This is a genomic window from Marinomonas alcarazii (genome assembly GCF_003208215.1).
In the GTDB taxonomy this organism is placed as follows: Bacteria; Pseudomonadota; Gammaproteobacteria; order Pseudomonadales; family Marinomonadaceae; genus Marinomonas; species Marinomonas alcarazii.
The window spans coordinates 1-23992 of record NZ_QKLW01000005.1 but is presented as its reverse complement, the minus strand read 5'-3'; the positions used below and the strand labels follow the sequence as shown (position 1 = coordinate 23992).

The following is a 23992-nucleotide window of genomic DNA, read 5'->3' as shown; positions in this document are numbered from 1 at the left end:
TAACTTGTTCTTTCTTAGACCCTTATTTTTAGGCTCTTATTTCTTATAGAAGAGCGCGTCTAATTTGTCTTCGTATTCATGGTAGTTGAGAAAGTCATAAAGCTCGTTACGAGTTTGCATAGTGTCGATCACATCGCGCTGGTGGCCTTCGTTTAATAAATGCTGATAGACATTGAGGGCGGCTTTGTTCATGGCGCGAAATGCGCTGAGTGGATAAAGCACCAAATCTACGCCAGCACTGGCCAATTCCTCTCTGCTGAACAGCGGCGTTGCGCCAAATTCGGTGATGTTCGCCAATACCGGCACTTTTACGGCAGCGACAAATTCTTGGTATTGATCCAAAGTGATCATGGCTTCTGGGAAGATCATGTCGGCGCCAGCTTCGACGCAAGCAATGGCTCGTTCGATAGCGGGTTCCATGCCTTCTACAGCCAGAGCATCGGTGCGCGCCATGATGACAAAATTGTCGTCAACGCGGGCATCAACACAAGCTTTTACGCGGTCGACCATTTCGTCTTGACTGACAATGGCTTTATTCGGTCGGTGCCCACAACGTTTTTGTTGGACTTGGTCTTCAATATGCACCGCCGCCGCGCCGGCTTTTTCCATTTGTTGAATGGTTCTGGCGATGTTAAAGGCACCACCAAAGCCAGTATCAATATCGACTAACAGCGGCAACTTAGATGCGGACGTAATGCGTCTCACATCTTCTAGTACATCATGCAAATCAGTCATGCCAAGATCAGGTAAGCCATAGGAGGCATTCGCGACCCCACCACCTGATAAGTAAATGGCATGATGACCTGTTTGTTCCGCCATCATTGCGCAATAGGCATTGACGGTTCCGACGACCTGTAAGGGAGATTGTGTGGCGACGGCTTGTCTAAAACGGGCACCAGCTGAAAGTGTGGTCATTGGATTCCTCTCTTATTGTTATCAATGTATGGCTAGAGTGAGGTGGCAACGGCGTGTTGCATTGCTTGTTCTAGTAGTTTGCTGGCACGGCTGATATGACGTCGCATCAGTAGTTCAGCAAGATCGCCTTCGTGATTCGCTATCGCATCCAGAATGGCTTTGTGCTCACGTAATGCTTGGCGTGGATCGCTGCGTTGATCTGCAGTATGGCGACGATACATGCGAATCACTGCATACAATTCTTCCGTTAACAAACGGATTAGCTTGCCGTTACCGCTGGCGTGAATAATGCGTAAATGAAAATCGTCGTTGCCGCCTTGTTGCACATAATGTTCGTCTTGGTTGGCATCTAGGTGAGCTTGGTGTTTATCGAGTAGCGCGTACAAGCTGTTTATTTCATCTGTCGGCATGCTGCTGGCAGCTAATCGAGCCGCCATGCCTTCTAACGCTTCGCGCATGGCAAAGGTATCAAGCATATCTTGTGTGTTTAGCTGGATAACTCGTGCACCCACATTAGCGGTACGCGTGACTAATCCTAGTCCTTCTAATTTAACGATGGCTTCCCTTAATGGCCCACGAGAAACGCCATATTGTTTGGCCAGTTCTGGCTCTGATATTTTGCTGCCTTGGGGGATATCACCCTGCACTATCGCATTGGTTAGCTGTTGAGCGATGTCTTCCGATAGTGTTGCAGATTTAATTGAAATAAGGTTGCTCATAATAGGAGAAAACACTTTATTGTTGACAATATTAGGATTTATAGTCGTATTTTTGCGGTTTATCAAGTTGGATTGTCAACAATCTTATGGTTTCTATCTTATCCTTTAGTCGTATGTTTGATCGTTGTAGGCGAGTGTAACACTGCTAACACTGTGTTTATTCAGAGGTTTTTGGCGTTTATTGACGAGAAACGCTTGGTTGAATATCAAAAGCTGATAGAGTCATAAGAATCATTTGACTATCAAGTGTGTCGACCATCCTTTTAAGAGGTTTGTTTGATCGCGCAACTAAATAGGGAAAGCTATGAAAAAAATTAAAAATGAAGCCGCTCTTAGTAAAAAAGCCATTCAAGTTGGCGAGAACTACGCGCTCAAACGTGGCTATGCTGGCTTTTCTTCGACCATGTCGGCGAATGAGAAGACCGAGGCGATTTATCGTTTATTGGTGCTGGATAAGTTGATCGTGGGCTTGCCTGCTGACAAGGAAGATTTGCCAAGCATGAAGCACAAGTTGGCGTTGTGGATTCAGAAACTGTTGCCAAAAGACGATCCTCTTTTGAAGTAATAAGGCGTAACGCGCCAGGTATCTCCTTTCTCACTTCATGCTGCCGTTACGGTGAAGTGATTTTGTGCTTGTAACTTCTCTCTTCTTATAACCGATTAGTCTTCGGTCTATTTTCCTTTATTCAATACCTTCAAGATCATGATTTTCTTCATCATACTTTTACTCTCTTAAAATTATGTTATAACATAACATAATCGATGTTTATTTATTTCTTGAAGGTGTTGATGTGAGAGAAAATCTTAGTTTTCAAAAAGTGCCTCATTCGGTGGATTTGAAAAACAGTCACTATAATTTGATTGATACCAATGGCTTGGATCAAGAAGAGGGTCTAGCGACAAAGCCAGCCTTGTTGGGTGTGGTGAAGTCTTCTCACCGAGAAGTGCTCGCTGATATTTATCAAAACAACATTAGTATGGCGGTTTGGCAAAGGTCGCTGGGCTCTATTTCGCAATATGCTGAGAGCTTACTTGAGTCTTCCCCGCACTTCGCTTTCACATCTCAGGGAAGTTTGGAGTACTTAAGCTCCATGTTAGGAAAACTGCTTCCCGAGGCTCAGGGTAAAGCTCTATTCGTTGAGGATGTCGCGCTACTGGTCGACATGTTTGCGTGTCTATTTGACCTTGAAGAAGTGGGTCTGCGATTAAATGTGCTTTCAAACGCAATGTGTCCTCGCTTTCATGTCGATAAAATTCCCTGCCGATTAGTATCGACATACGCTGGCAGCGGTAGTGAATGGCTGCACGAGGCACATGTGGTCAGAGACCGTCTGGGACGAGGTGGACGAGTGAATGACCATAATAGTGGCTTGAATGAAAAAGGGCGCATTAACCAGCTTAATGTGGGTGACGTTGCTTTGATGAAAGGGGATGAGTGGCCTACCTCTTTGGGGCGAGGTGTGGTGCATCGCTCACCGTCAGCAAGCCTTGAAAGTAAACGCCTATTTTTAAGCTTGGATATGATTTAGCAATAGACTCTTATTAAGAGTCATTACCACTCAATGGCTTGATTGTTCCAGTCTAAGTAAGCGGCTTTGTTGTCCATAGTGATACTTTCCATAATGGATAAAAGCTGTGTTGCCACAAACTCCGCTGTAAAGAGCTTATCTTTTGGGACGGATCGTTGGAATGGTTTAGACAACGGCGTATCTGTGGTGCCTGGATGAAAAGCGATAAGTTTTACATTTTTAGCTCTTCTTGCGTATTCCACCGAGCTGGTTTGAATGAGCATGTTTAGAGCGGCTTTAGAGGCGCGGTAGCTGTACCAGCCGCCCGTTTTATTGTCGGAAATACTGCCAATACGAGCGCTGAAAAGTGCCACTTGAGTATCATGCTTACCTTGTAAAATAGGCAATAAACGGCTTAGCCATAGCATAGGGATGACCGTGTTGGCGTGTAAAACCGTGGTTAACTGAGAGGCGCTAATTTCTTCTAACTTTCTTTCTGGCATCATACTGTCGTTGTGTAGTATGCCATTACAAATCAGCACTTTGGTGATTGCGCCCGAATAAGGGGTAAGTGTTTGGCAAACTTGTTGGATGCTCGCTTCACTATAATCAGATTCAATCCATTGTGTTTTACTTGCTTTGTCTTGGCTTGGTGAAACGCGGCTAATGGCAAAGATGCCAAGGCAATCTTGGTTATCTTCAAATTGCTTAATGGCAGCTTGGGCAATGACACTGCTTGCACCAATCACAAGGGCATAGAAAGACGACATAGCGGGCTCCTACATTAATCGTGGCGAATTAAAGATCACAACGATCTTTGGCACAGGGTTCACATCGCGGTTTGCCAGTGACAAAAGATGAAATCTGGTGGCGATAGCGAGCAAATACTTTGTAGCCCATATCGGCGAAAACGCGGATGATTGGCCAGCGTAGCATTTGCATCCATTTGTGCTTTCCAACAAGTTGCCATGCGAGACACGTGACGTCTAACCCCTTGATAACCTTTCCGTCAGCCAGCTGGCCGTGAAGTAGCCTATCCGCTTCAATCGGATCAATATGGGGATATCTTTCTGTAAAATCATTGGCGTGGATGTCTTCTAGCTGCAATCTGTTGTTTCTGTCTAAAGATTGCAGTGTGCGCATTTCGGCTGCGCAAAGAGGACAATAGCCATCGTAGAAGATTGTTAACATGGATCATTACTCTAAACATTAAAGTGTTAAGTAATGATACGTGACTAGAAGTGTTTTAGATCAGTCTGCGGTCGTTAGTGTGATTAATAATGTGGGTATAACACCAGCAAATGCATGACACAAACGATAGAGGTTAGGCTAAAGTGAAGGGTCGCGTATGCTTTGTTTACATAAGAGGGTTTTATCCATCGTGCTTCCAGCCAAAAAAGACTGATAAAACCTAATAGCAGCAATACGATTGATAATTCAGGTGTTTTCAACAGTAACGAGCACCAAGCAGATAACAAAACGATATTAGAAGAAACCAATAATAGTTTACCTGCGCCGTTTTCTGGTTGTTCTATGACTCGACCCCAAATAACGCCACTGAGAAAACTTAGGATAACGGCCCCATACGTCGCAAAAATAGTTACGCCCGTATAACCAGCTAATGTGTTATTAGAAAAGTTTAGGTAAGTGGCCAAAGTAAATGGAATGATGCTTAATGCAGCGAGAGTGACCACTACAGGCTTATAAAAACGCATGTTGTTACCTTTAAAAAGTACCGAGAAAAAAGAAATATGAAAACAATGAGAATTATCTAACAAAATGAACTTTAAAACAGTACCTAACATCCTTCTTTTGTCCTATTTATGTACAAAAAAGTGTAAAGTTTTTTGTGGCGCTCTAATCAAGAATCGCCATTGAGCGAAATAGGGTCAACGAGTACAATGGTCGGCTATTATTACTTGAACGTGATGCCAAATCGGCTCTCATGTCCTTATTTAACGAATTTTGCTTAAGGTGTGTTTAGAAATGCCAGCTAAAACAATGGATGAACTCGTCTCCCTATGTAAACGTCGCGGATTTATTTTCCAAGGCAGTGAAATCTACGGTGGTATGCAAGGTGCTTACGATTACGGTCCGCTAGGTATTGAATTAAAAAACAACCTAAAAGCCGCTTGGTGGCGCTCAATGGTTTATGAGCGTGATGATGTAGAAGGTTTGGATGCTGCGATTATTCAAAACAAACACGTCTACAAATACTCTGGTCACGAAGATACTTTTACCGATCCAATGGTAGATTGTCACGAATGTAAATCTCGTATGCGTGCTGACCACATGAAAGACATTAAAGTATGTGACAACTGTGGCTCAACTAATGTAACAGAGCCACGTGATTTCAATTTGATGTTCAAAACCAACGTTGGCCCAATGGTGAACGAAGAGTCTTATACTTACCTTCGTCCAGAAACAGCACAAGGTATCTTCACTAACTTTAAAAACGTTGTAGATTCGACTTCTCGTACTTTGCCGTTTGGTATTGCGCAGATTGGTAAATCTTTCCGTAACGAAATCACGCCTCGTAACTTCATCTTCCGTGTTCGTGAATTCGAACAAATGGAATTGGAATTTTTCTGTAAGCCTGGCGAAGATGAAAAATGGCACGAGTTCTGGGTTGGAGCGCGTAAGCAATGGTGGTTGGATCAAGGTCTTTCTGAAGAGAACATTGAGTTTGAATATGTGACCGGTGATGATCTTGCGCATTACTCTAAATCTACTGTGGATATTTTGTACAAGTTTCCACATGGTTTTGAAGAACTAGAAGGTGTTGCGAACCGTACCGATTACGATCTAGGCTCTCACACAAAAGCACAAGAAGAGTTTGGTCTTTCTGCAAAAGTGAAAAAGAACGAGCATTCTACTGCTAAGTTAGCGATTCGCGATTTAGAAGAAAATAAATGGGAAGTTCCTTTCTGTATCGAACCTTCTGCTGGTCTAGATCGTGGTCTATTGGCTGTCATGACCGAGGCTTACACAGAAGAAGAGCTACCAAACGGTTCTACTCGTACTGTGTTGAAGTTTAAGCCTCATCTAGCGCCTATCAAAGTGGCTATTATGCCGCTTAAGAAAAACAAGCCTGAAATCGTAGCGCTTGCGAAAGAATTGAAAAACAAGCTTCAGAAACTAGGTCTGGGTCGTATTCTTTATGAAAACACAGGTAACGTTGGTAAAGGTTACCGTCGTCATGACGAAGTAGGTACGCCAATCTGTGTCACCGTCGATTTCGATTCCATCGAGCAAGAAGGTGCGCCAGTAACGGTTCGTGATCGTGACACAATGGAGCAAATCGTTGTGCCAGCGGCAGAGCTACCAGCTTACGTGATTAACTACTTTATCAACCAAAACTAATTTTTGTTGATGACTTAAAAGCCGCGATTCTCGTCTGAGAGTCGTGGTTTTTTTATGCCTGCGATTCAGTCTCTATTAATAATGCCTGAAGATAAAAAAAAGACCGCAGCTATGGCTGCGGTCTTTTGTGTGCATACTGCACAAAGGGAAATTGTGTGCATACTGCACAAAGGGAAATAAAGTAGAACCATTAATTAAAAACGACTTGTCACGCCCATATAGAAGACTCGTGGATTACCATCTCCGTGATCATCGCCTGTTTTTACAATCGTTTCTGTTATGTTGTCGATACCTGCACGCAAACTTAAATTCTTATTCACATTATACGTAGTACCTACATCAAGCGTTGTATAGGCTTCTGCAAAACGAATGCTGTCTTCTTTGTTATAAGCTTGCTTGCCTAGATACTGTACTTTGGTAAAAGTATTCCACTGTTCATTAATATCCCAGTATAGGCCGACATTGGCTGTCACTTCAGGAACGTTCATAAGTGGTTCGTCATTATCTTTTCTTTTAGACTCGATAATGTATGTTAGGTTTCCATTTAATTTAACTGTGTTACTGATTGGTGCTGCAAAAGAGGTTTCAATACCGCTTGTAGTCGCTTTACCCACGTTACGCTGAATGGTGAACCATTGACCGTTTCTGATGCCGTACAGACTATTTTGCATTAGGTCTTTTACATCGTTGTAGAAAAAAGTTGCATCAAACTGGTATCCAGATCTCTCGTAGTTAGCACCTATTTCATAGTTGGTGCTTACCTCAGGTTTTAAATCAGGGTTACCCAACATGGTACAACCTCCACTGGTATAACCGAGCGGAGCGAGAGATGTACAACCATTACCACGCGAGTAAGTACCTGAACTAGGAGAGCGTTCTTTTAATGTTGGGGCTCTGAAGCCTTGAGAAATGCCTCCTTTGATTGTCCAGTCAAGGTTTGGGTGATAAACCAAGTAGGCTCTTGGACTTAAGTGGGCATCAAAGCCGTCTGTTTTATCAAAACGCGCACCTAGAGTTAGAATCAGGTTATCTTGCAGATACAGTTGGTTTTCCGCAAAAAGGGAACCAGACCACCCGTCAGGATTTAAGTCGGGATCAATGGTATTTCCATCTTTATCAGCACTTAAATTACCAATTACTGCTCTGTTATAAATATCCTCTTCTTTATATTGCAGGCCGATCGTTACATCTTGATCAACACCAAAAGTTAAAGGGATATTTGTTTTAGCATCAAGTACCGTTTCGTTCGCTTCAGAGTCGCCAGTGGTGTAACCACCGCGACCATTCGGTACTGATTGGTCGTTATTATTGTATTGGTTATGATACAAATTGACCGTGTTTTTTACGTTTCCAATATAGCCTTCATAACCGACACCATAGCCTTTATGTTCTAATTCCCCTGCGCGAAACTGTTCATATTCTGCGTTAGGTGCGGATTCAGACTTCTGTAAACCATAATTGAGATTGAGAGTTACTTTATGGTTCTTATTTATTTGCCAATCAATTTCTGAATTGACACTACGGTTGTCTAATCCTGAGCTGCCTCGAGGGTTTGTGTCTGCCTCACTGTCTGTTTTATTTAAGCCCAGTTTTATTCCGACTTTTTCTGATATAGGACCAGCTATAGTTGCTCCTAATTGTTTGGTGTCACCATAGGAGCCGCTGTCAGGTTTCTGGTAATTTGCGCTCAATGTACCTTTCCATTGCGCGGGAACTTTTTTGGTGATGATATTGATAACGCCGCCCATGGCTTCAGAACCATATAGCGTTGACATTGGACCTCGAATAATTTCGATGCGTTCTATCATGTCTGGAGAGATCCAATCAATATCTTGTCCAACAAGGTCTGGGCGGTAGCCTGTGAGTGAAGATCCGCCTACACGTCTACCATCGACCATGATCAAGGTGTATTTGTCAGGCATGCCACGAAAAGTGATTTTTGAGCCTGCACCAGCAGTGGTATAACCGCCCGTTACGCCAGGTAAATCAGCTAGTAATTCGGATATGCTGGTAACAGGTGTTCTTTCAATATCTTCGCGAGTTATAACACTAATAGAAGCTGGGGCGTCTTTTATATCAACTTCACTTCCCGAAGCAGACACAACTAATTGATCTAGGTTGACTGTATTTTCTTCTGCTAAGAGCGTTGTTGAATAAGTGGTAGCACTTATTAAAGCGGCCAGTGTTGTAAGTCTATAATTGCGAGCTGAAGGGGTCATTATGAACAATTTCTCCATAGTTGTATTGGAACTAATTTTGTATAATTAATGTATGAATGGTGTTAAGAATGCTTATCATTTGTATTATCTAGTATTATTGTTTTTTTGTGTTGGTACGCTCTGTTCCATTTTTTGCAACAACATGTGAAAGAGTGCAGTGCTCAGTGCACTTAAAAATGAGTCAAGGGAAAGTAAATGTACGATTTGAATGAAGTAAGGACGTTTGTATCTGTAATGGAAACAGGCAGTCTCAAGGAAAGTTCTCAGGAACTTGGGGTATCGAAATCCACGTTAAGTCGTCGCATTAGTCACTTAGAAGAAGCGTTGAAGCAACCTTTGTTACGCCGCCAAGCGAATCGATTGATTGCCAATGAAGCAGGTCTAAAATTTTTACCTTTTGCAAAAAAACTGCTTCATGTCGCCGATGAAGGGCACAAAGCCGTCGATGAGCTAAAAGACGAAGTAAGCGGCTCTTTGGTGGTTTATGTTCACACTACATTGGTGCGAGGCTGGTTTTCTGGGTTGATGTTTAATTTTTTGGATGAATTCCCTCAAGTAAACATAGAAGTACGTACAGGCAATCAGCTCTTTCAAGAAATAAAAAGTAATGATGTGTGTGTATGGGTTGGTGAACCCACAAATGAACAATTAAGGACAGAGAAAATAGGCTCCTTGAGCCAAGGCCTTTATGCCAGCGCCGACTATCTAGCAAAAATGGGAACCTTGAATCACCCAAATGATCTTAGTCAGTATGCATGGGTAGACACTCTTAAAAGCGAGTGTAATAACATAGTGCTAGAACACGAGGAAGAAGGATCTTTATCGGTGGATTTACCTAAGTCACGCCTAACGGTAGATCAATATATATTGCATGCCGAAGCCATTATCCAAGGTAAAGGGGTTGGCTTATTGCCACATTATTTTGCGGAGAAACACTTAAATCGCCATCCTGATATTTTTGTTTCTTGCTTACCTGAGTGGAAAGGCAACCCGTTACCTGTTTACTTGCAGTATCCTTTTGGGCATTTACCGAAAAAGATGCAGACATTGATCCAGTATTTACGAGAAGAAGCGAAAGTATTTTGTTAATCGCAGCTCCAGTGCTCAGTTATCTATGGATAGCAAAGCACTGGAGTCTAACGAAAGGTGCGGCCTAAGGTGTTTGTTGCCACCAAGGTGTAAGTGGTGGCAGATTATTAATCGAGAAGACTTGCCCAAACTCAGGTGTGCTTAACGTCACATTTCGACGTTCTGATTCGGCAACCACTCGGTCAAACGGATCATGCCAAGTATGAAAAGCCAAATCGAAAGTACCATTGTGAATTGGCATCATCACCTTCCCCTGTAGGTCTATATGAGCCTGAACACTGTCCTCTGGTTTCATGTGTATATCGGCCCAGTTTGAATCGTAAGCACCTGTTTCCACCATAGTTAGATCAAATGGCCCGTATTTGTCGCCAATCTCTTTGAAACCTTGGAAGTAGCCAGAGTCGCCACTAAAGAAAAGGCTTTCTTGTGGCGTTTTTATCACCCAAGAACCCCATAAGGTCATATTGCCATCACCCATGCCTCGGCCAGAAAAGTGTTGAGTTGGCGTAAAAGCAATCAAGCTTTGGGGAGTCTGAATTTCTTGCCACCAATCCAATGTAATGATTTTACCTTCCTCGACTCCCCAATCGATTAGATCGCCATCTACGCCCTTTGGCACCATAAATTGCTGCGTTTTCGCGAGCAAAGCCTTAATACTCGCTTTGTCTAAATGGTCATAATGATTGTGGGAGATCAATACCTTATCGATAGGCGGTAAATCTTCTAAACTAATTGGCGGCTGGTGGAAACGTTTTGGACCAATAAGCTGAAAGGGTGAGGCGCGATCAGAAAATACTGGGTCGATCAGCCAATATTCGCCATACACCTTCAACAAAATAGAAGAGTGGCCCAGTTTAACTAAATGCAATCTATCGCTACTTAGAGCATCTAAGTCTGCTCGACTAACGGTTCGTACCGGAATGTTAATATTGGGTGTAGTGTCGACTTTTTTCTCGGTAAAAAATCGTACCCATAACGTGACGGTATCAGAAAAAGACATCGGGCTACGTGGCGCTGTATTGTGAAACTTTGAACCTTCGTAAGGAGCCGATGTGGCCTCGTTGATCGGATTCACCTTTGCTTTAATACTGTTATTTACGATATAAATCGCCAGACTCAGCATAATGATCAAGGCAACAATTAGCTTGATAACAAACATAGAACACCACTTTTAGATTGGATAGCCGATTATAATTTGGGCTAATGGAATAAATACAACAGGCTAAAAAAGAAAAGAATTAGAAGGAAAGGGCATGGTTATTATTGAAAAGATGACCACAAAACACTTAGCAGACGTCATTACACTGAGTGTTGTGGAAGAACAGAAGCAGTTTGTTGGCACAATCGATGACATTCTAAAAAACGCCAATGCACAAATTCGTCCTCACGTTATTTTCGCAGAGGAACAAATGGTTGGCTTCTTTCTTATTGATACGAACTATTCGAAAACTCATGATTTTGCTAGCCAGTCCCATTCAATTGGCCTGCGAAGCTTCTTCATCAGCAAAGAACATCAAGGCAAAGGTTATGCAAAACAGGCCATTTTGGCGCTACCAACTTACCTTCGTGAAGCCTACGCCAATTATAGCCAAATTTATCTAACCGTTAATTGTCAAAACCCGATTGCCAAAGCGCTTTATTTAAAAGGCGGATTTGAAGACACCAACAGCCTTTATCATGGTGGAGCCGCTGGCCCACAGCACATTATGGTAAAGGCGTTGGTTTGAATGATTCGGTTTTTATAGCACCATTGCGGCAACCCAAGCAAAGATAACCATGCCAAAGTTTGCGTGCATAAAGGTTGGAATCACTGAATCGCGCACGTGGTCATGTTGACCATCCGCATTCAGGCCAGAGGTTGCGCCAAGCGTAATAGTTGAAGCTGGCGAACCCGCGTCACCCAATGCTGCAGAAGCGCCTAACAAGGCAACCGCCGCCATTGGCGAAAAGCCTAGCGTCAGAGCAAGGGGAATATAAATGGGCGCAAGAATCGGCACACTGGCAAAGGAGTCACCAAAACCTATGGTAATGAATAAGCCAACAATCAACATAATCGCAGCGGCCAGTGCCTTGTGATCGCCGATCAGTTCAGCCGATGCTTGTACCAAAGGTTTGATTTCTCCAGTCGCCTCTAAAACGCCAGCAAAGCCAGACGCTATGGTAATAATCACAGCAATCTGCACCATCATACGCATGCCTTGCGTGAAAACATCATCTTGCTGATCCCAACGGAAAATACCAGCAAGAGATAAAATCATAAAGCCAATCATGGCGCCGACAAGCAATGAATCAAACGTGATTTGAAATGCCAAGGTGACTGCAACCGCAATCAGCGTCATTATCAGTTGAAATGGCTTGATTACCGTGTCTTTGGTTTTTTCAAGATGTTCTAAGGCAACATCATTCGTTGTGTAGTCGCGTGGCTTGCGGTACGAGAAAAACACCGCTACCAACATACCCGCAAGAATCCCCATTACTGGCAAAAACATTGCCTTGGGCACCATATCTGCCGTTACTGCCAGACCATAGGCTGAGCCAACGTCATTGACGTTTGCTAGTAGGATTTCATTTAGGAAGATAGCGCCAAAGCCTGTTGGTAATAACAAATAGCTTGAGCTAATAGAACACGCCAATACACAGGCAATGGCGCGGCGGTCGATACGTAACTTATTAAAAATTACCAACAGAGGAGGAATCATTACTGGAATGAAGGCAATATGAACCGGCACCGCATTTTGTGACAAAATCGACGCCACCATGAAAATCCCATAAAGCAGCCACTTCACCTTAGTTTGGTGTTTTGTATCTTCATTACCCAACATGCTCACCAGCTTTCTAGCCAGCAAATCCAGCAAACCACTGCGAGCAAGAGCAACCGCAAGCGCACCAACCATAATATAGGTCATACCAACTTGTGAGCCGACCAACAAATTATCATTGATCGCCGCAATCGCTTCTTGAGTAGAAAGACCACTGTGCAAACCACCCACTAAAGCGGATGCGATCAAAGCAATAGTAACGGGAACACGCACAACGCACAGAAAGATCATTAGACCAATCGCCAACACAACAGAGTTAATTGGCAAACTTCCAGGATTTAGAATTCCAAAACCTAATATTAGACAAACCACACAGGCAATAGCGATCACCTTGAATGGTGGCTTATTAGGCACATTCACAACGTTTTCGTTCATAGTATCCACATTTTGTATTTGGGGAGAAGAGATAGGCAGCGCCGTTAGCACGGCAGAAGAATTGAGCAAAAACCTATTCACAGCAAAATAACGCGACTAATTTAATTTCTAATCGGTTGACTGTAAACGCTTTATCGAAGAAAAATATTGAAAATGCCTCTGCTGGATAGAGAGGCACTAAAAGTGGGCAGAAAACAGCGTACGCCTATTAATTTACCCGACCATAAAAGGTCTTGCTTGCTGCTTCTGATAGGGTAATGCCAGGTTGTGAATTATAGGCGAGAACTGCCAACATACGTGTGGTATCGCCTTGTGTTGGCGTGACTCGGTGAATGGCATTTCGGCCACGGAAAAGCACCAAAGCGCCCTATACGTCAAATGACGTATACCTGTAAGTCATTTCGCGCATACCTTTCTATTGGTGATTTTTTAATACTGGCTCTACGGATTTGAGGTTCTAAAAAACTCATCCGAAGACTCAAAAATATTATAAATCACAATAGGACGGCTCCAACTATGAAAATCAAAACGCTTACTTCTGCGATTGTGCTCTCTGGTGCAACGCTTATTGCGCTTCCTTCGCTGGCAGCAGACACAATCAAGGTCGGTGTGTTGCACTCCTTGTCTGGCACCATGGCAATTTCTGAAACCACGCTAAAAGACACTGTCTTGATGATGGTGGATGAGCAAAACAAAAAGGGTGGTTTGCTAGGTAAGAAGATCGAAGCTGTGGTGGTCGACCCAGCATCAAACTGGCCATTGTTTGCAGAGAAAGGTCGTGAGTTATTAACCAAAGATAAAGTGGATGTGATTTTTGGTAGTTGGACATCGGTTTCTCGTAAATCGGTGTTGCCTGTATTGGAAGAATTGAACGGTTTGATGTTCTATCCAGTTCAGTACGAAGGCGAAGAGTCGTCTAAAAACGTTTTCTACACAGGGGCTGCGCCAAACCAGCAGGCGATTCCTGCTGTGGATTATTTGATGAACGAGTTGGGTGTAGAGCGTTTTGTGCTAGCTGGAACCGACTACGTTTACCCACGTACTACGAACAAAATTCTTGAAGCCTACCTAAAAGGCAAAGGCGTTGCTGAAAAAGACATCATGATCAACTACACGCCATTTGGTCATTCGGATTGGCAATCTATTGTCTCTGACATCAAAAAATTCGGTAGTGAAGGTATGAAAACCGCAGTGGTTTCTACCATCAATGGTGATGCCAACGTGCCTTTCTACAAAGAATTGGGTAACCAAGGTATTTCTTCTGAAGACATCCCTGTAGTGGCTTTCTCTGTTGGGGAAGAAGAGCTTTCTGGTTTAGATACAAAACCATTGGTTGGTCATTTGGCGGCTTGGAACTACTTCCAAAGTGTTGAAACACCAGAAAACGAAGAATTTATCAAAGCGTGGCATGCCTACACTAAAAACTCTGATCGTGTAACCAACGACCCAATGGAAGCGACTTACATCGGTTTCAAAATGTGGGCTAACGCGGTAACGAAAGCAGGTACAACGGATGTTGATGCGGTTGAGCAAGCCATGATAGGTCAAACAACACCAAACCTAACCGGTGGTGTTGCGGTGATGAATAAAAACCACCACTTGAGTAAGCCTGTGCTGATTGGCGAGATCCAAGACGACGGTCAGTTTGAAGTGGTTTGGGAAACCGATGGCGTGGTGGCGGGTGATGCGTGGTCTGACTTCTTACCTGGTTCTAAGGATCTGATTTCAGATTGGACGGCGCCGATCAAGTGCGGTAACTACAACACCAAAACTAAGACGTGCTCTGGTCAGAACTATTAATTTGACCCATTCCCAGGGGTAACCTCGACTCTCTGTCTAGGGGCTAAATTGCTTGTCTAGTCAGGGAGTCCTTTTTCCTTCAGTTACGCTCTGTTTCCGAAACCTTCCTATACATGGAGTACTACCTTGAGACGTATTACCTTGAGACATTGCATTGCACTCTGCTGCTGTCTTTTTGGGCTTTTATCCCTTCCAAGCTCTGGAGCCGAGTCGACGTCTTTAGACCCTCTTTTAGTGGAGTTGGGTGAAGCCAAAATGAAAGACGTAGAGCCAATTCTAGTCCGAATTGAAGCAGCATCCGACGACAGTATTTTGCCCCTTTTTCGTACATTACTAGAGGGCAATTTGTATTATATCGAAGCGGAAGGTCAGGTTGTTGGTCAGTTCGATGTGGATGGTCAAACGGTTTATAAAGACGTATTTACTCAACAAGTTCGATCTGACCTTCAGAAAGGAGATGTGGGTAAAATTCGAGTAAACAACAAATTACGTGGCTATTTGCGCAACGCCATGGCTCGAATTCAACTAACCGCAAAGTCACCTAGTGTGCGTGAAAGAGCAGTTAGAGAGCTTTTATCTAAATTAGATGACGACACGGTTGAGGTCTTAGAAGGTCTTTATCCGAACGAACCGAATAAAAAAGTAAAAGATGTCATGGGATTAGCACTGGCTATGAGTACAGCATCACAGACCCAGTTGGCACCTTCTAATCGAATTGCGGCAATTGAAAAAATGTCGACTAGCTTAGAAAGCGATGTGCGAAACCTGCTGAATCGACTTACCCGCGACGACAGCGCTGCTGTAGTGGATGCAGCAAATGTCGCGTTAGAAAAAATAGCACAACGAGTTAATCGTTTTGCTTTTGTCGATCAGTTGTTCTTTGGCTTGAGCCTTGGCTCGGTCTTATTGTTGGCGTCTATTGGTCTGGCGATTACTTTTGGCGTGATGGGCGTTATCAATATGGCTCACGGCGAAATGATTATGTTAGGCGCTTACACAACTTATGTAGTGCAGCTGATCATGCCGAATTACATCGATTATTCAATTTGGGTAGCGATCCCAGCGGCCTTTTTGGTGTCTGGCTTGATGGGCGTATTGATCGAGCGTTTAGTGATTTGCCGTTTGCATGGGCGTCCATTAGAAACCTTGCTCGCTACCTTTGGTATCAGTTTGATTTTGCAGCAATTGGTACGAACTATTTTCTCTCCTCTAAACCGTCAGGTATCAACTCCCAGCTGGATGAGCGGCTCTTGGGAAATTAACCCCGTTTTATCTTTAACGCTAAACCGTTTGTATATTTTAGCCTTTGCCTTGTTGGTGTTCATCGTCTTGGTGATTGTACTGAAGAAAACCTCTCTAGGACTAAATGTTCGTGCAGTCTCGCAAAATCGCAATATGGCAAAAGCCATGGGTGTGAAAACCAATTGGGTCGATGCGATGACCTTCGGCCTGGGTTCTGGTATCGCTGGTATTGCGGGTGTTGCCTTGAGCCAGTTAACCAACGTTGGACCAAACTTGGGTCAGTCTTACATTATCGATTCCTTCATGGTGGTGGTGTTCGGCGGCGTGGGTAACTTGTTGGGTACTTTAGTTGCAGCCTTCACTTTGGGCATAGCGACGAAATTTCTTGAGCCAACCACTGGTGCGGTTCTCGCGGCTATTTTGGTGTTGGTGTTTATTATTCTCTTTATTCAAAAACGTCCTAAGGGACTCTTTCCACAAAAAGGGAGGGCGGCAGAATGACACGTCTTACAGCTTGGTTTTCTGAAGGACGCTCGACTGGCAAACACACTCTGCCATTTGTGGTGATTTTATTGAGTGTGACGATTCTGGCTTCGGCAGCGAATCTATTTTTACCCGCCGACTCTATCTTCTATGTCAGCACTTACACCATCACGCTTTTGGGTAAGTATTTGTGCTACGCCATGTTGGCGTTAGCGGTGGATATTATTTGGGGCTATTGCGGCATTTTAAGTTTAGGGCACGGGGCATTTTTCGCCTTGGGTGGTTACGCGATGGGCATGTATTTGATGCGCCAAATCGGTGATCGCGGGGTTTACGGTAACCCTTTGTTGCCTGACTTTATGGTGTTTTTGGATTGGAAAGAATTGCCATGGTTTTGGCTTGGTATGGATCAGTTTTGGTTCGCTATGTTAATGGCAGTGCTGGTGCCTGGTTTGTTGGCTTTTGTGTTTGGTTGGTTGGCGTTCCGTTCTCGCGTGACTGGCGTGTATTTATCCATCATGACGCAAGCCTTAACTTATGCCTTGTTGTTGGCGTTCTTCCGCAACGAAATGGGCTTTGGCGGCAACAATGGTTTGACCGATTTCAAAGAAATTCTTGGTTTTAACTTACAAGCTGACAGCACCCGCGTTGCTCTGTTTTTGATCACAGCGATTCTACTGGCAGTGATCTTCGTGGTCAGCCAGAAGATCTTGTCCTCTCGTCTTGGCAAGGTGGTGTTGGCGATTCGTGATTCGGAATCTCGCTCACGTTTTATTGGTTATCGCACTGATAGATATAAGGTGTGGTTGTTTGTTTATTCCGCTGTCATTGCTGGCATTGCAGGCGCCTTGTATGTGCCGCAAGTGGGCATTATCAACCCAGGTGAATTTTCTCCAATTAACTCTATCGAAATGGTGATTTGGGTAGCCGTGGGTGGTCGTGGCACCTTGATTGGTGCGGTTATTGGTGCCTTGTTGGTGAATTACGCGAAAACCCGTTTTACCGCGATTATGCCGGATGCTTGGCTGTTCGCCTTGGGCGCCATGTTTGTGCTGGTGACATTGTATTTACCAAAAGGTTTGATGGGGTTGTATGGGCAGCTAAAGGCCAAGCGAAATACAGTTATGAATAAGGAGTCGCAAGCATGAGCACTTTAGATAGTACGCGTGAATTTTTCCGCCGTGATCAGGTTTGGCCTTTTCTGGCGCCAGAACAAGCCGCTGTTAATGTCGACAATCAGGTGATTCTGTATGTAGAAGGTTTGAATCTGAGCTTCGATGGCTTTAAGGCTTTAAATAATCTCAACCTTTATGTGAACGATGGCGAATTACGTTGTTTGATTGGTGCCAATGGTGCGGGCAAAACCACCTTGATGGATGTGATTACCGGCAAAACTCAGTGTGATTCCGGCACAGTGTTCTTTGGGCAGAATCACAACTTATTGAATAAAGACGAAGCTGAAATTGCTCAGCTTGGTATTGGTCGTAAATTCCAAAAGCCAACCGTGTTTGAAGAGCAAACCGTGTTCGACAATTTAGAGTTGTCGCTTAAAACGGACAAGCGCGTCTTGCCGACCTTGTTCTCGCGTTTAACACCGACACAAATCGACCACATTGATGAGGTATTAAAAACCATAGGTTTGGCTAAGCATAGATTCATGTTGGCGGGTGCTTTGTCTCACGGTCAAAAACAATGGTTAGAAATTGGTATGTTGCTGGTTGCTGAACCAAGGCTGTTATTGATCGATGAGCCTGTGGCGGGTATGACTGCACAAGAGACCGAGCGTACGGCTGAGCTGCTCACGTCTCTAGCGGGTGAGCGAACTGTGATTGTGGTTGAACACGACATGGAGTTTGTGCGCAGTATTGCTCGCACGGTAACGGTATTGCATCAAGGTTCTGTGTTGGCCGAAGGCACGATGGATCAGATTCAAAGTAACAAAGACGTGATTGAGGTATACCTTGGTGAAGAAGCAGCGGCAGGAGAACAGGCATGATTTCAATTAACAAGGTTGATCAACTTTACGGCGGCACGCAGATTCTTTGGGGCTTGGATTTAGAAATCGTCCCCGGTTCGATTACTTGCATCATGGGCCGCAACGGTGTGGGTAAAACCACTTTGCTAAAAGCTATTATGGGATTATTACCGATCCAAAGTGGCGAGATCACCATGGAAGGCGAAACCCTAAACAAGCAAAGTGCCGAAAAGCGCGCTTACTCAGGTATTGGTTACGTTCCTCAAGGACGAGACATTTTCCCTATGCTCACAGTGGAAGAAAATCTACGTATTGGTTTGCCTGTGCGTGGCAAGCGCACAAAAGGCACTCTAAACGATAATCCAAAAGATATCCCAGACAAAATCTTCGAACTTTTTCCAGTGCTGAAAGATATGTTGCATCGTCGCGGTGGTGATTTATCTGGCGGGCAGCAACAGCAGCTTGCCATTGGTCGGGCCTTGGTATTAGAACCAAAAGTTTTGATTTTGGATGAGCCAAACGAAGGCATTCAGCCCAACATTGTTAAACAGATTGGCGATGTGATTTTAAAGTTGAACGAAGAAGAAGGCTTAACCGTTATCTTGGTAGAGCAAAAGCTTGGCTTCGCTCGCCGTGTAGGGAAAGAATTTCGCCTGATGGAAAAGGGGCGCATTGTGGCGGCGGATAAAATGGAAAACCTTAATGATACTTTGATAAAGCAGTATTTGGCGGTGTGATTTTTGCATTAGGTGGAATCAGCAGCCACGCGAAAGACGCTTATAGGGCATCCATGAATAATAAACATAATCTTGCTTTGGCAGAACAATACGACATAAAGCCGTTGCCAGAAACAAACATGTCAGTGACGGGGGAAGCTTCACACTGGCATGCGTTTCTGACCTTAGGCTTTTGTCAAACCACTCGCGGTACCGTGTTGAAAACCTGTGATCACAAAGGGCCTTTGTACGTGCAAAAGCCCTTTTATCCTGAAGGTCGAGACACGGCACACGTATATTTATTGCATCCACCGGGCGGTTTGGTGTCGGGTGATCGCCTCACGATTACGGCAAATTTAGCCGAAAATACTCACGTTTTAATCACTACTCCTGGGGCTGGGCGTGTTTATCGTGCTCGTAAAGATAAAACCCTACAACATCAAATTACCCAGTTGAACGTAGCTGAAAACAGCTTAATGGAATGGTTACCTCAAGAAACCATTCTTTATCCGAATGCCCACACTCGTCTTGAAAACTGCATTGATCTTGCGGATAACGCCAAATTTATCGGTTGGGAAATTACTTGTTTTGGCCTGCCAGCCAACCAAGAAAATTTTGGCGAAGGCCACGCAGAGCAAGGTTTTCAGATTCGCCAGAACGGTCGTCTTAAAGTGCGAGAGCGCTTGGTGATAGACGATAGCAGCCGAGCTATTTTTAGCGCCAAAGCCGGACTAGATAGCAAGCCAATCAATGGTTTGATGATCGCTGGGCCGTTTGATTCAGCCAATCAGGACGATTTGATCGATTCTTTACGTCAGCATTGTACCCAACATGGGTCACTAAGTGGCGTAAGCATGGTAGGTGAGTACATCTTAGTTCGCAGCCTTCACGATGATTCAGAACAAGTAAAACAGCTATTTATTCAGTGTTGGCGAGATATTCGCCCGGCATTAATCAACAAAAAATCCAATGAACCGAGGATCTGGTCGACCTAAAAAAAGCGCGGTCGACCTAAAAAGGTGCGTACGCTCTTTTTTGGTTCAACGAAAACAATCATAAAGATAAGTAACGGAGCATAAAAATGGAACTCCTCCCAAGAGAAAAAGACAAGCTGTTGGTATTTACCGCTGCCTTACTAGCCGAACGACGTTTGAATCGCGGCCTTAAATTGAATTATCCCGAAGCCATGGCGTACATCACTATGGAAATTATTGAGGGTGCTCGCGATGGTAAAACGGTGGCGGAATTAATGGCCTATGGCAAAACCTTATTGAGTGCCGAACAAGTAATGGACGGTGTGGTGGAGTTGATCCATGAAGTACAAGTTGAAGCCACATTCCCAGATGGGACGAAACTTGTCACCGTTCATAATCCTATAAATTAGGGAAGGAGAAGTCTCATGATTCCAGGTGAAATTCAGGTAGCCGTAGGAGACATTGAACTCAATGTAGGCCGTAAGACGGTGAAGATTCGTGTCGAAAATACCGGCGATCGTCCTGTGCAAATTGGCTCCCATTATCATTTTTATGAGGTGAATCCTGCTTTGTCTTTTGATCGCACCGTGACTAAAGGCTTTCGCTTGAATATTGCTTCTGGCACCGCAGTGCGATTTGAGCCCGGCCAAGGCCGTGAAGTGGAATTGGTCGAATACGCGGGCACGAAAACCATTTATGGCTTCCGTGGTGACGTCATGGGCACATTGGCAGGAGCAGAATAATGGCGACGATGGACAGACAAAGTTACGCGCAAATGTTCGGCCCAACCACGGGCGACCGCGTGCGTTTAGGCGATACCGATATTTGGATTCAGGTGGAAAAAGATTTCACCGTGTATGGCGACGAAGTGAAATTCGGCGGCGGCAAGGTTATCCGCGACGGCATGGGGCAAAGCCAAGTGACCAATGACGTAGCCGTGGATTTAGTGATTACCAATGCCTTGGTGTTAGATCATTGGGGCATTGTGAAAGGCGACGTTGGCATTAAAGAAGGCCGTATTTTTAAAGTCGGTAAAGCCGGCAATCCAGACGTGCAAGATAACGTTGATATTGTGGTTGGACCGGGCACCGAAGTTATCGCTGGCGAAGGTTCGATTTTGACTGCGGGTGGCATCGATGCGCACATTCATTTTATTTGTCCGCAACAAATTGAAGAAGCTTTGACCTCTGGCGTCACCACCATGATTGGCGGCGGCACAGGGCCTGCAACAGGAACCAAAGCGACCACTTGTACACCTGGGCCTTGGTATCTTGGCAAGATGTTACAAGCCACCGACAGCATGCCGATGAATTTGGGCTTTTTGGGCAAAGGTAACGCCAGTCTGCCAGAAGCCTTAGAAGAACAGCTAGAAGCGGGCGCTTGTGGTCTGAAATTGCACGAAGATTGGGGAACCACGCCAGCGTCGATTGATTGTTGTTTGAGTGTCGCGGAAAAATACGACGTACAAGTGGCGATTCACACCGACACCTTGAATGAATCGGGCTTTGTCGATAGCACCATTGATGCCTTTAAAGATCGCGTAATTCACACCTACCATACCGAAGGCGCGGGCGGCGGTCATGCGCCGGATATTATTCGTGCGGCGGGTAATCCAAATGTTTTGCCATCGTCGACCAATCCAACGCGCCCTTATACGCGCAACACGGTAGACGAGCATTTAGACATGCTGATGGTTTGCCATCATTTGGACAGCAATATTCCAGAAGACGTGGCCTTTGCCGATTCGCGTATTCGCAAAGAAACCATTGCCGCGGAAGATATTCTGCATGATCGTGGTGCCTTCAGTATGATTTCGTCTGATTCCCAAGCTATGGGTCGAGTAGGCGAAGTCGTGACTCGTACATGGCAAACGGCTCACAAGATGAAGCAGCAGTTTGGCTTATTGCCAGAAGATCAAGAGCTTGGCGCGGACAATTTCCGTGCTCGTCGTTACATCGCCAAGTACACCATCAACCCAGCGATAGCCCATGGTATTAGCCATGAAGTGGGCTCGATTGAGCCAGGGAAAATGGCGGATTTAGTTTTATGGAAACCCGCTTTTTTTGCGGTGAAGCCTTCGATGATTATTAAGGGGGGCATGATTGCCAGCGCGCCAATGGGCGACCCAAATGCCTCTATTCCGACGCCACAGCCAGTGCATTATCGTCCTATGTTCGGTTCGTTCGGTAAGGCGGCAGCCGCAACGTCTGTGACCTTTGTTTCTCAGGCGGCATTGAATAATGGCTTGAAGGAAAGTCTTGGTTTGGATCGTACTTTGGTGGCCTGTAAAAATACGCGCAATATTTCCAAACTCGACATGATTCACAACGATTGGCTACCAAATATTACCGTTGATCCGCAAACCTATGAAGTACGTGCCGATGGTGAATTATTAACTTGCGAGCCAGCGGAAGTCTTGCCCTTGGCTCAGCTTTACACTCTCTTTTAGGGAAGTTTATTTTAGGAACATACCATGCTAGATATTTACGAAAGATTAGGCACTCATTGTCACGATCCAGTCCACACCACAGTGACCTTAACTCATGAACAGCGTGATCGTGGGCGTTTAAAGTTGGTGGGCGATAACAAGGAAGAGGTTCGCGTTTTCCTTGAGCGTGGTAAGCCACTGTTAGTCGGAGAGTTTTTAAAGTCCGAATGCGGCAAGATCGTTCAAGTGACTGGCGCAGTAGAAGACGTTGCCCATGCCAGCTGTGACGATTGGGAAGCTTTTTCCAAAGCCTGTTATCACTTGGGCAACCGTCACACCAAAATCCAAATTGGCGAACGTTGGCTACGCATTAAACCTGATCACGTTTTAGAAGACATGTTGCACATGCTTGGTTTGATCGTCACTCATGAAGAAGCCGTGTTTGTCCCAGAATCTGGAGCTTATAGTCATGGACATAGTCACCACTGACATCAGCTTATTGCGGCTTTTGCAATTAAGCAGCGTCGGCTTACCTGTGGGCGGTTTTGCCTTTTCACAAGGTATGGAATATGCCATCGACCAAGGCTGGGTGAAAAATAAAGCGGAAGTGTCCGCTTGGATCGGTTTGCAACTACAACAGTCTGTAGCGAGGGTCGATTTGCCCGTCTTGCAGCGTTGCATGGCAGCAGCTAAACAACAGGATACTGAACGCTTAATCGAACTGAATGATTTGATCCTTGCGTGCCGAGAAACCAAAGAACTGCGTTTAAACGACACTGCCATGGGTGAAGCTTTGTTTCGCTTGTTGGGTAGCTTGCAAATAGACACACCATTTAAGCGTTTAGATGAAATGAGTTTTGTCACCTTGTTTGCCATTGCCGCGAGTCATTGGAATTTGAAATCTGATCTTGCGTCGTTGGGTTTTGCTTGGTCTTGGTTAGAAAATCAAATCGCCGCCGCGACCAAATTGGTTCCCCTTGGGCAAACTCAAGCACAAGAGTTGTTAGGTGAATTACAGACAGACATTCGACAGGCCATTGCCATGTCTTTAACCGTTGAAGAAGACCGCATTGGCGCTGGGTTACCTGCCATCGCCATTGCCAGTGCTCAGCATGAAACACAATACTCGCGGCTGTTTCGCTCTTAATTCCCTCCTCTTATGAAGGGAAGGGGAGAGCTAGGGTGGGGTTTTAGGGCTTTTTGACCCCCTCCCAACCTCCCCCTTGGCAGGGGGAGGAGCTAAGGGCTTTTGTATTTATTCCCTCCCCTTATGAAGGGGAGAGCTAGGGTGGGGTTTTAGGGCTTTTTGACCCCCTCCCAACCTCCCCCTTGGCAGGGGGAGGAGCTAAGGGCTTTTGTATTTATTC

Annotated in this window: 24 protein-coding genes; 16 read left to right on the top strand and 8 right to left on the bottom strand. The window is 44.8% G+C overall.

Going from position 1 to position 23992, the window contains the following annotated elements:
* Positions 1-36: 36 nt before the first annotated feature.
* Together prpB and DFP75_RS11365 are read right to left on the bottom strand one after the other, a co-directional pair.
* Positions 37-915, bottom strand: a complete 879-nt coding sequence (gene prpB / locus DFP75_RS11370) for a methylisocitrate lyase (protein WP_110575717.1) — start codon at positions 913-915, stop codon at positions 37-39.
* A 32-nt stretch (positions 916-947) separates the two neighbouring features.
* On the bottom strand, positions 948-1634 hold the full coding sequence (locus tag DFP75_RS11365; protein ID WP_110575715.1) for a GntR family transcriptional regulator: 687 nt from the start codon (positions 1632-1634) through the stop codon (positions 948-950).
* A gap of 304 nt (positions 1635-1938) precedes the next feature.
* Between DFP75_RS11365 and DFP75_RS11360 the strand changes: the two genes are divergently transcribed.
* Positions 1939-2199, top strand: coding sequence for a DUF5062 family protein (locus tag DFP75_RS11360; protein ID WP_110575714.1), 261 nt, complete (start codon positions 1939-1941; stop codon positions 2197-2199).
* A 226-nt stretch (positions 2200-2425) separates the two neighbouring features.
* A complete protein-coding gene (locus DFP75_RS11355) occupies positions 2426-3163 on the top strand; it encodes a DUF1826 domain-containing protein (protein ID WP_245927044.1) in 738 nt (245 codons plus the stop codon).
* 23 nt (positions 3164-3186) lie between these two features.
* Here the strand turns inward: DFP75_RS11355 and DFP75_RS11350 are convergent, their stop codons facing one another.
* The 3 genes from DFP75_RS11350 to DFP75_RS11340 form a co-directional block, all read right to left on the bottom strand.
* Complete coding sequence (locus tag DFP75_RS11350; protein WP_110575712.1) at positions 3187-3912, bottom strand: SDR family NAD(P)-dependent oxidoreductase; 726 nt, start codon at positions 3910-3912, stop codon at positions 3187-3189.
* Between the two features lie 28 nt (positions 3913-3940).
* Complete coding sequence (locus tag DFP75_RS11345) at positions 3941-4333, bottom strand: thiol-disulfide oxidoreductase DCC family protein (RefSeq protein ID WP_110575710.1); 393 nt, start codon at positions 4331-4333, stop codon at positions 3941-3943.
* Positions 4334-4416: 83 nt separating this feature from the next.
* A complete protein-coding gene (locus tag DFP75_RS11340) occupies positions 4417-4857 on the bottom strand; it encodes a DUF3429 domain-containing protein (protein ID WP_175404888.1) in 441 nt (146 codons plus the stop codon).
* A 271-nt stretch (positions 4858-5128) separates the two neighbouring features.
* Here DFP75_RS11340 and DFP75_RS11335 point away from each other — a divergent pair, with 271 nt between their 5' ends.
* The gene (locus DFP75_RS11335) at positions 5129-6505 is read left to right on the top strand and encodes a glycine--tRNA ligase (protein WP_110575706.1); all 1377 of its coding nucleotides are present in this window, start codon (positions 5129-5131) and stop codon (positions 6503-6505) included.
* 194 nt (positions 6506-6699) lie between these two features.
* Here DFP75_RS11335 and DFP75_RS11330 read toward each other — a convergent pair whose 3' ends face one another.
* Complete coding sequence (locus tag DFP75_RS11330) at positions 6700-8724, bottom strand: TonB-dependent receptor plug domain-containing protein (protein WP_110575704.1); 2025 nt, start codon at positions 8722-8724, stop codon at positions 6700-6702.
* Between the two features lie 195 nt (positions 8725-8919).
* Between DFP75_RS11330 and DFP75_RS11325 the strand changes: the two genes are divergently transcribed.
* On the top strand, positions 8920-9813 hold the full coding sequence (locus tag DFP75_RS11325; protein ID WP_110575702.1) for a LysR family transcriptional regulator: 894 nt from the start codon (positions 8920-8922) through the stop codon (positions 9811-9813).
* Between the two features lie 64 nt (positions 9814-9877).
* On the opposite strand, the gene DFP75_RS11320 is transcribed toward DFP75_RS11325, so the two are convergent.
* A complete protein-coding gene (locus tag DFP75_RS11320; protein WP_110575700.1) occupies positions 9878-10972 on the bottom strand; it encodes an MBL fold metallo-hydrolase in 1095 nt (364 codons plus the stop codon).
* Between the two features lie 94 nt (positions 10973-11066).
* Here DFP75_RS11320 and DFP75_RS11315 point away from each other — a divergent pair, with 94 nt between their 5' ends.
* Positions 11067-11540, top strand: a complete 474-nt coding sequence (locus DFP75_RS11315; RefSeq protein ID WP_110575698.1) for a GNAT family N-acetyltransferase — start codon at positions 11067-11069, stop codon at positions 11538-11540.
* A gap of 12 nt (positions 11541-11552) precedes the next feature.
* On the opposite strand, the gene DFP75_RS11310 is transcribed toward DFP75_RS11315, so the two are convergent.
* A complete protein-coding gene (locus tag DFP75_RS11310) occupies positions 11553-12893 on the bottom strand; it encodes a Na+/H+ antiporter family protein (protein ID WP_110576135.1) in 1341 nt (446 codons plus the stop codon).
* Between the two features lie 630 nt (positions 12894-13523).
* On the opposite strand from DFP75_RS11310, the gene urtA reads away from it, so the two are divergent.
* The 11 genes from urtA (at position 13524) to DFP75_RS11250 (ending at position 23772) form a co-directional block, all read left to right on the top strand.
* Positions 13524-14807, top strand: a complete 1284-nt coding sequence (gene urtA, locus DFP75_RS11300; RefSeq protein ID WP_110575696.1) for an urea ABC transporter substrate-binding protein — start codon at positions 13524-13526, stop codon at positions 14805-14807.
* Between the two features lie 255 nt (positions 14808-15062).
* Positions 15063-16550: an urea ABC transporter permease subunit UrtB gene (gene urtB / locus DFP75_RS11295; protein WP_425451219.1), complete on the top strand. Its 1488-nt coding sequence runs from the start codon at positions 15063-15065 to the stop codon at positions 16548-16550.
* On the top strand, positions 16547-17680 hold the full coding sequence (urtC, locus tag DFP75_RS11290; RefSeq protein ID WP_110575694.1) for an urea ABC transporter permease subunit UrtC: 1134 nt from the start codon (positions 16547-16549) through the stop codon (positions 17678-17680). Before urtB ends, urtC begins: the two co-directional genes overlap by 4 nt.
* Complete coding sequence (gene urtD, locus DFP75_RS11285) at positions 17677-18528, top strand: urea ABC transporter ATP-binding protein UrtD (RefSeq protein ID WP_110575692.1); 852 nt, start codon at positions 17677-17679, stop codon at positions 18526-18528. The genes urtC and urtD overlap by 4 nt, the downstream gene beginning before the upstream one ends.
* Positions 18525-19244: an urea ABC transporter ATP-binding subunit UrtE gene (urtE, locus tag DFP75_RS11280; RefSeq protein WP_110575690.1), complete on the top strand. Its 720-nt coding sequence runs from the start codon at positions 18525-18527 to the stop codon at positions 19242-19244. Before urtD ends, urtE begins: the two co-directional genes overlap by 4 nt.
* Positions 19245-19297: 53 nt before the next feature.
* Positions 19298-20218, top strand: a complete 921-nt coding sequence (locus DFP75_RS11275) for an urease accessory protein UreD (RefSeq protein ID WP_110576131.1) — start codon at positions 19298-19300, stop codon at positions 20216-20218.
* 86 nt (positions 20219-20304) lie between these two features.
* Positions 20305-20607 carry an urease subunit gamma gene (locus DFP75_RS11270; protein WP_110575688.1) on the top strand — a complete coding sequence of 101 codons (303 nt, stop codon included), beginning with the start codon at positions 20305-20307 and terminating at the stop codon, positions 20605-20607.
* Between the two features lie 15 nt (positions 20608-20622).
* Complete coding sequence (locus tag DFP75_RS11265) at positions 20623-20940, top strand: urease subunit beta (protein ID WP_110575686.1); 318 nt, start codon at positions 20623-20625, stop codon at positions 20938-20940.
* Complete coding sequence (ureC, locus tag DFP75_RS11260; RefSeq protein WP_110575684.1) at positions 20940-22646, top strand: urease subunit alpha; 1707 nt, start codon at positions 20940-20942, stop codon at positions 22644-22646. Before DFP75_RS11265 ends, ureC begins: the two co-directional genes overlap by 1 nt.
* Before the next feature lie 24 nt (positions 22647-22670).
* Positions 22671-23114, top strand: a complete 444-nt coding sequence (gene ureE / locus DFP75_RS11255; RefSeq protein ID WP_110575682.1) for an urease accessory protein UreE — start codon at positions 22671-22673, stop codon at positions 23112-23114.
* On the top strand, positions 23095-23772 hold the full coding sequence (locus DFP75_RS11250) for an urease accessory protein UreF (RefSeq protein WP_181417022.1): 678 nt from the start codon (positions 23095-23097) through the stop codon (positions 23770-23772). Before ureE ends, DFP75_RS11250 begins: the two co-directional genes overlap by 20 nt.
* The last annotated feature ends 220 nt before the right edge of the window (positions 23773-23992 follow it).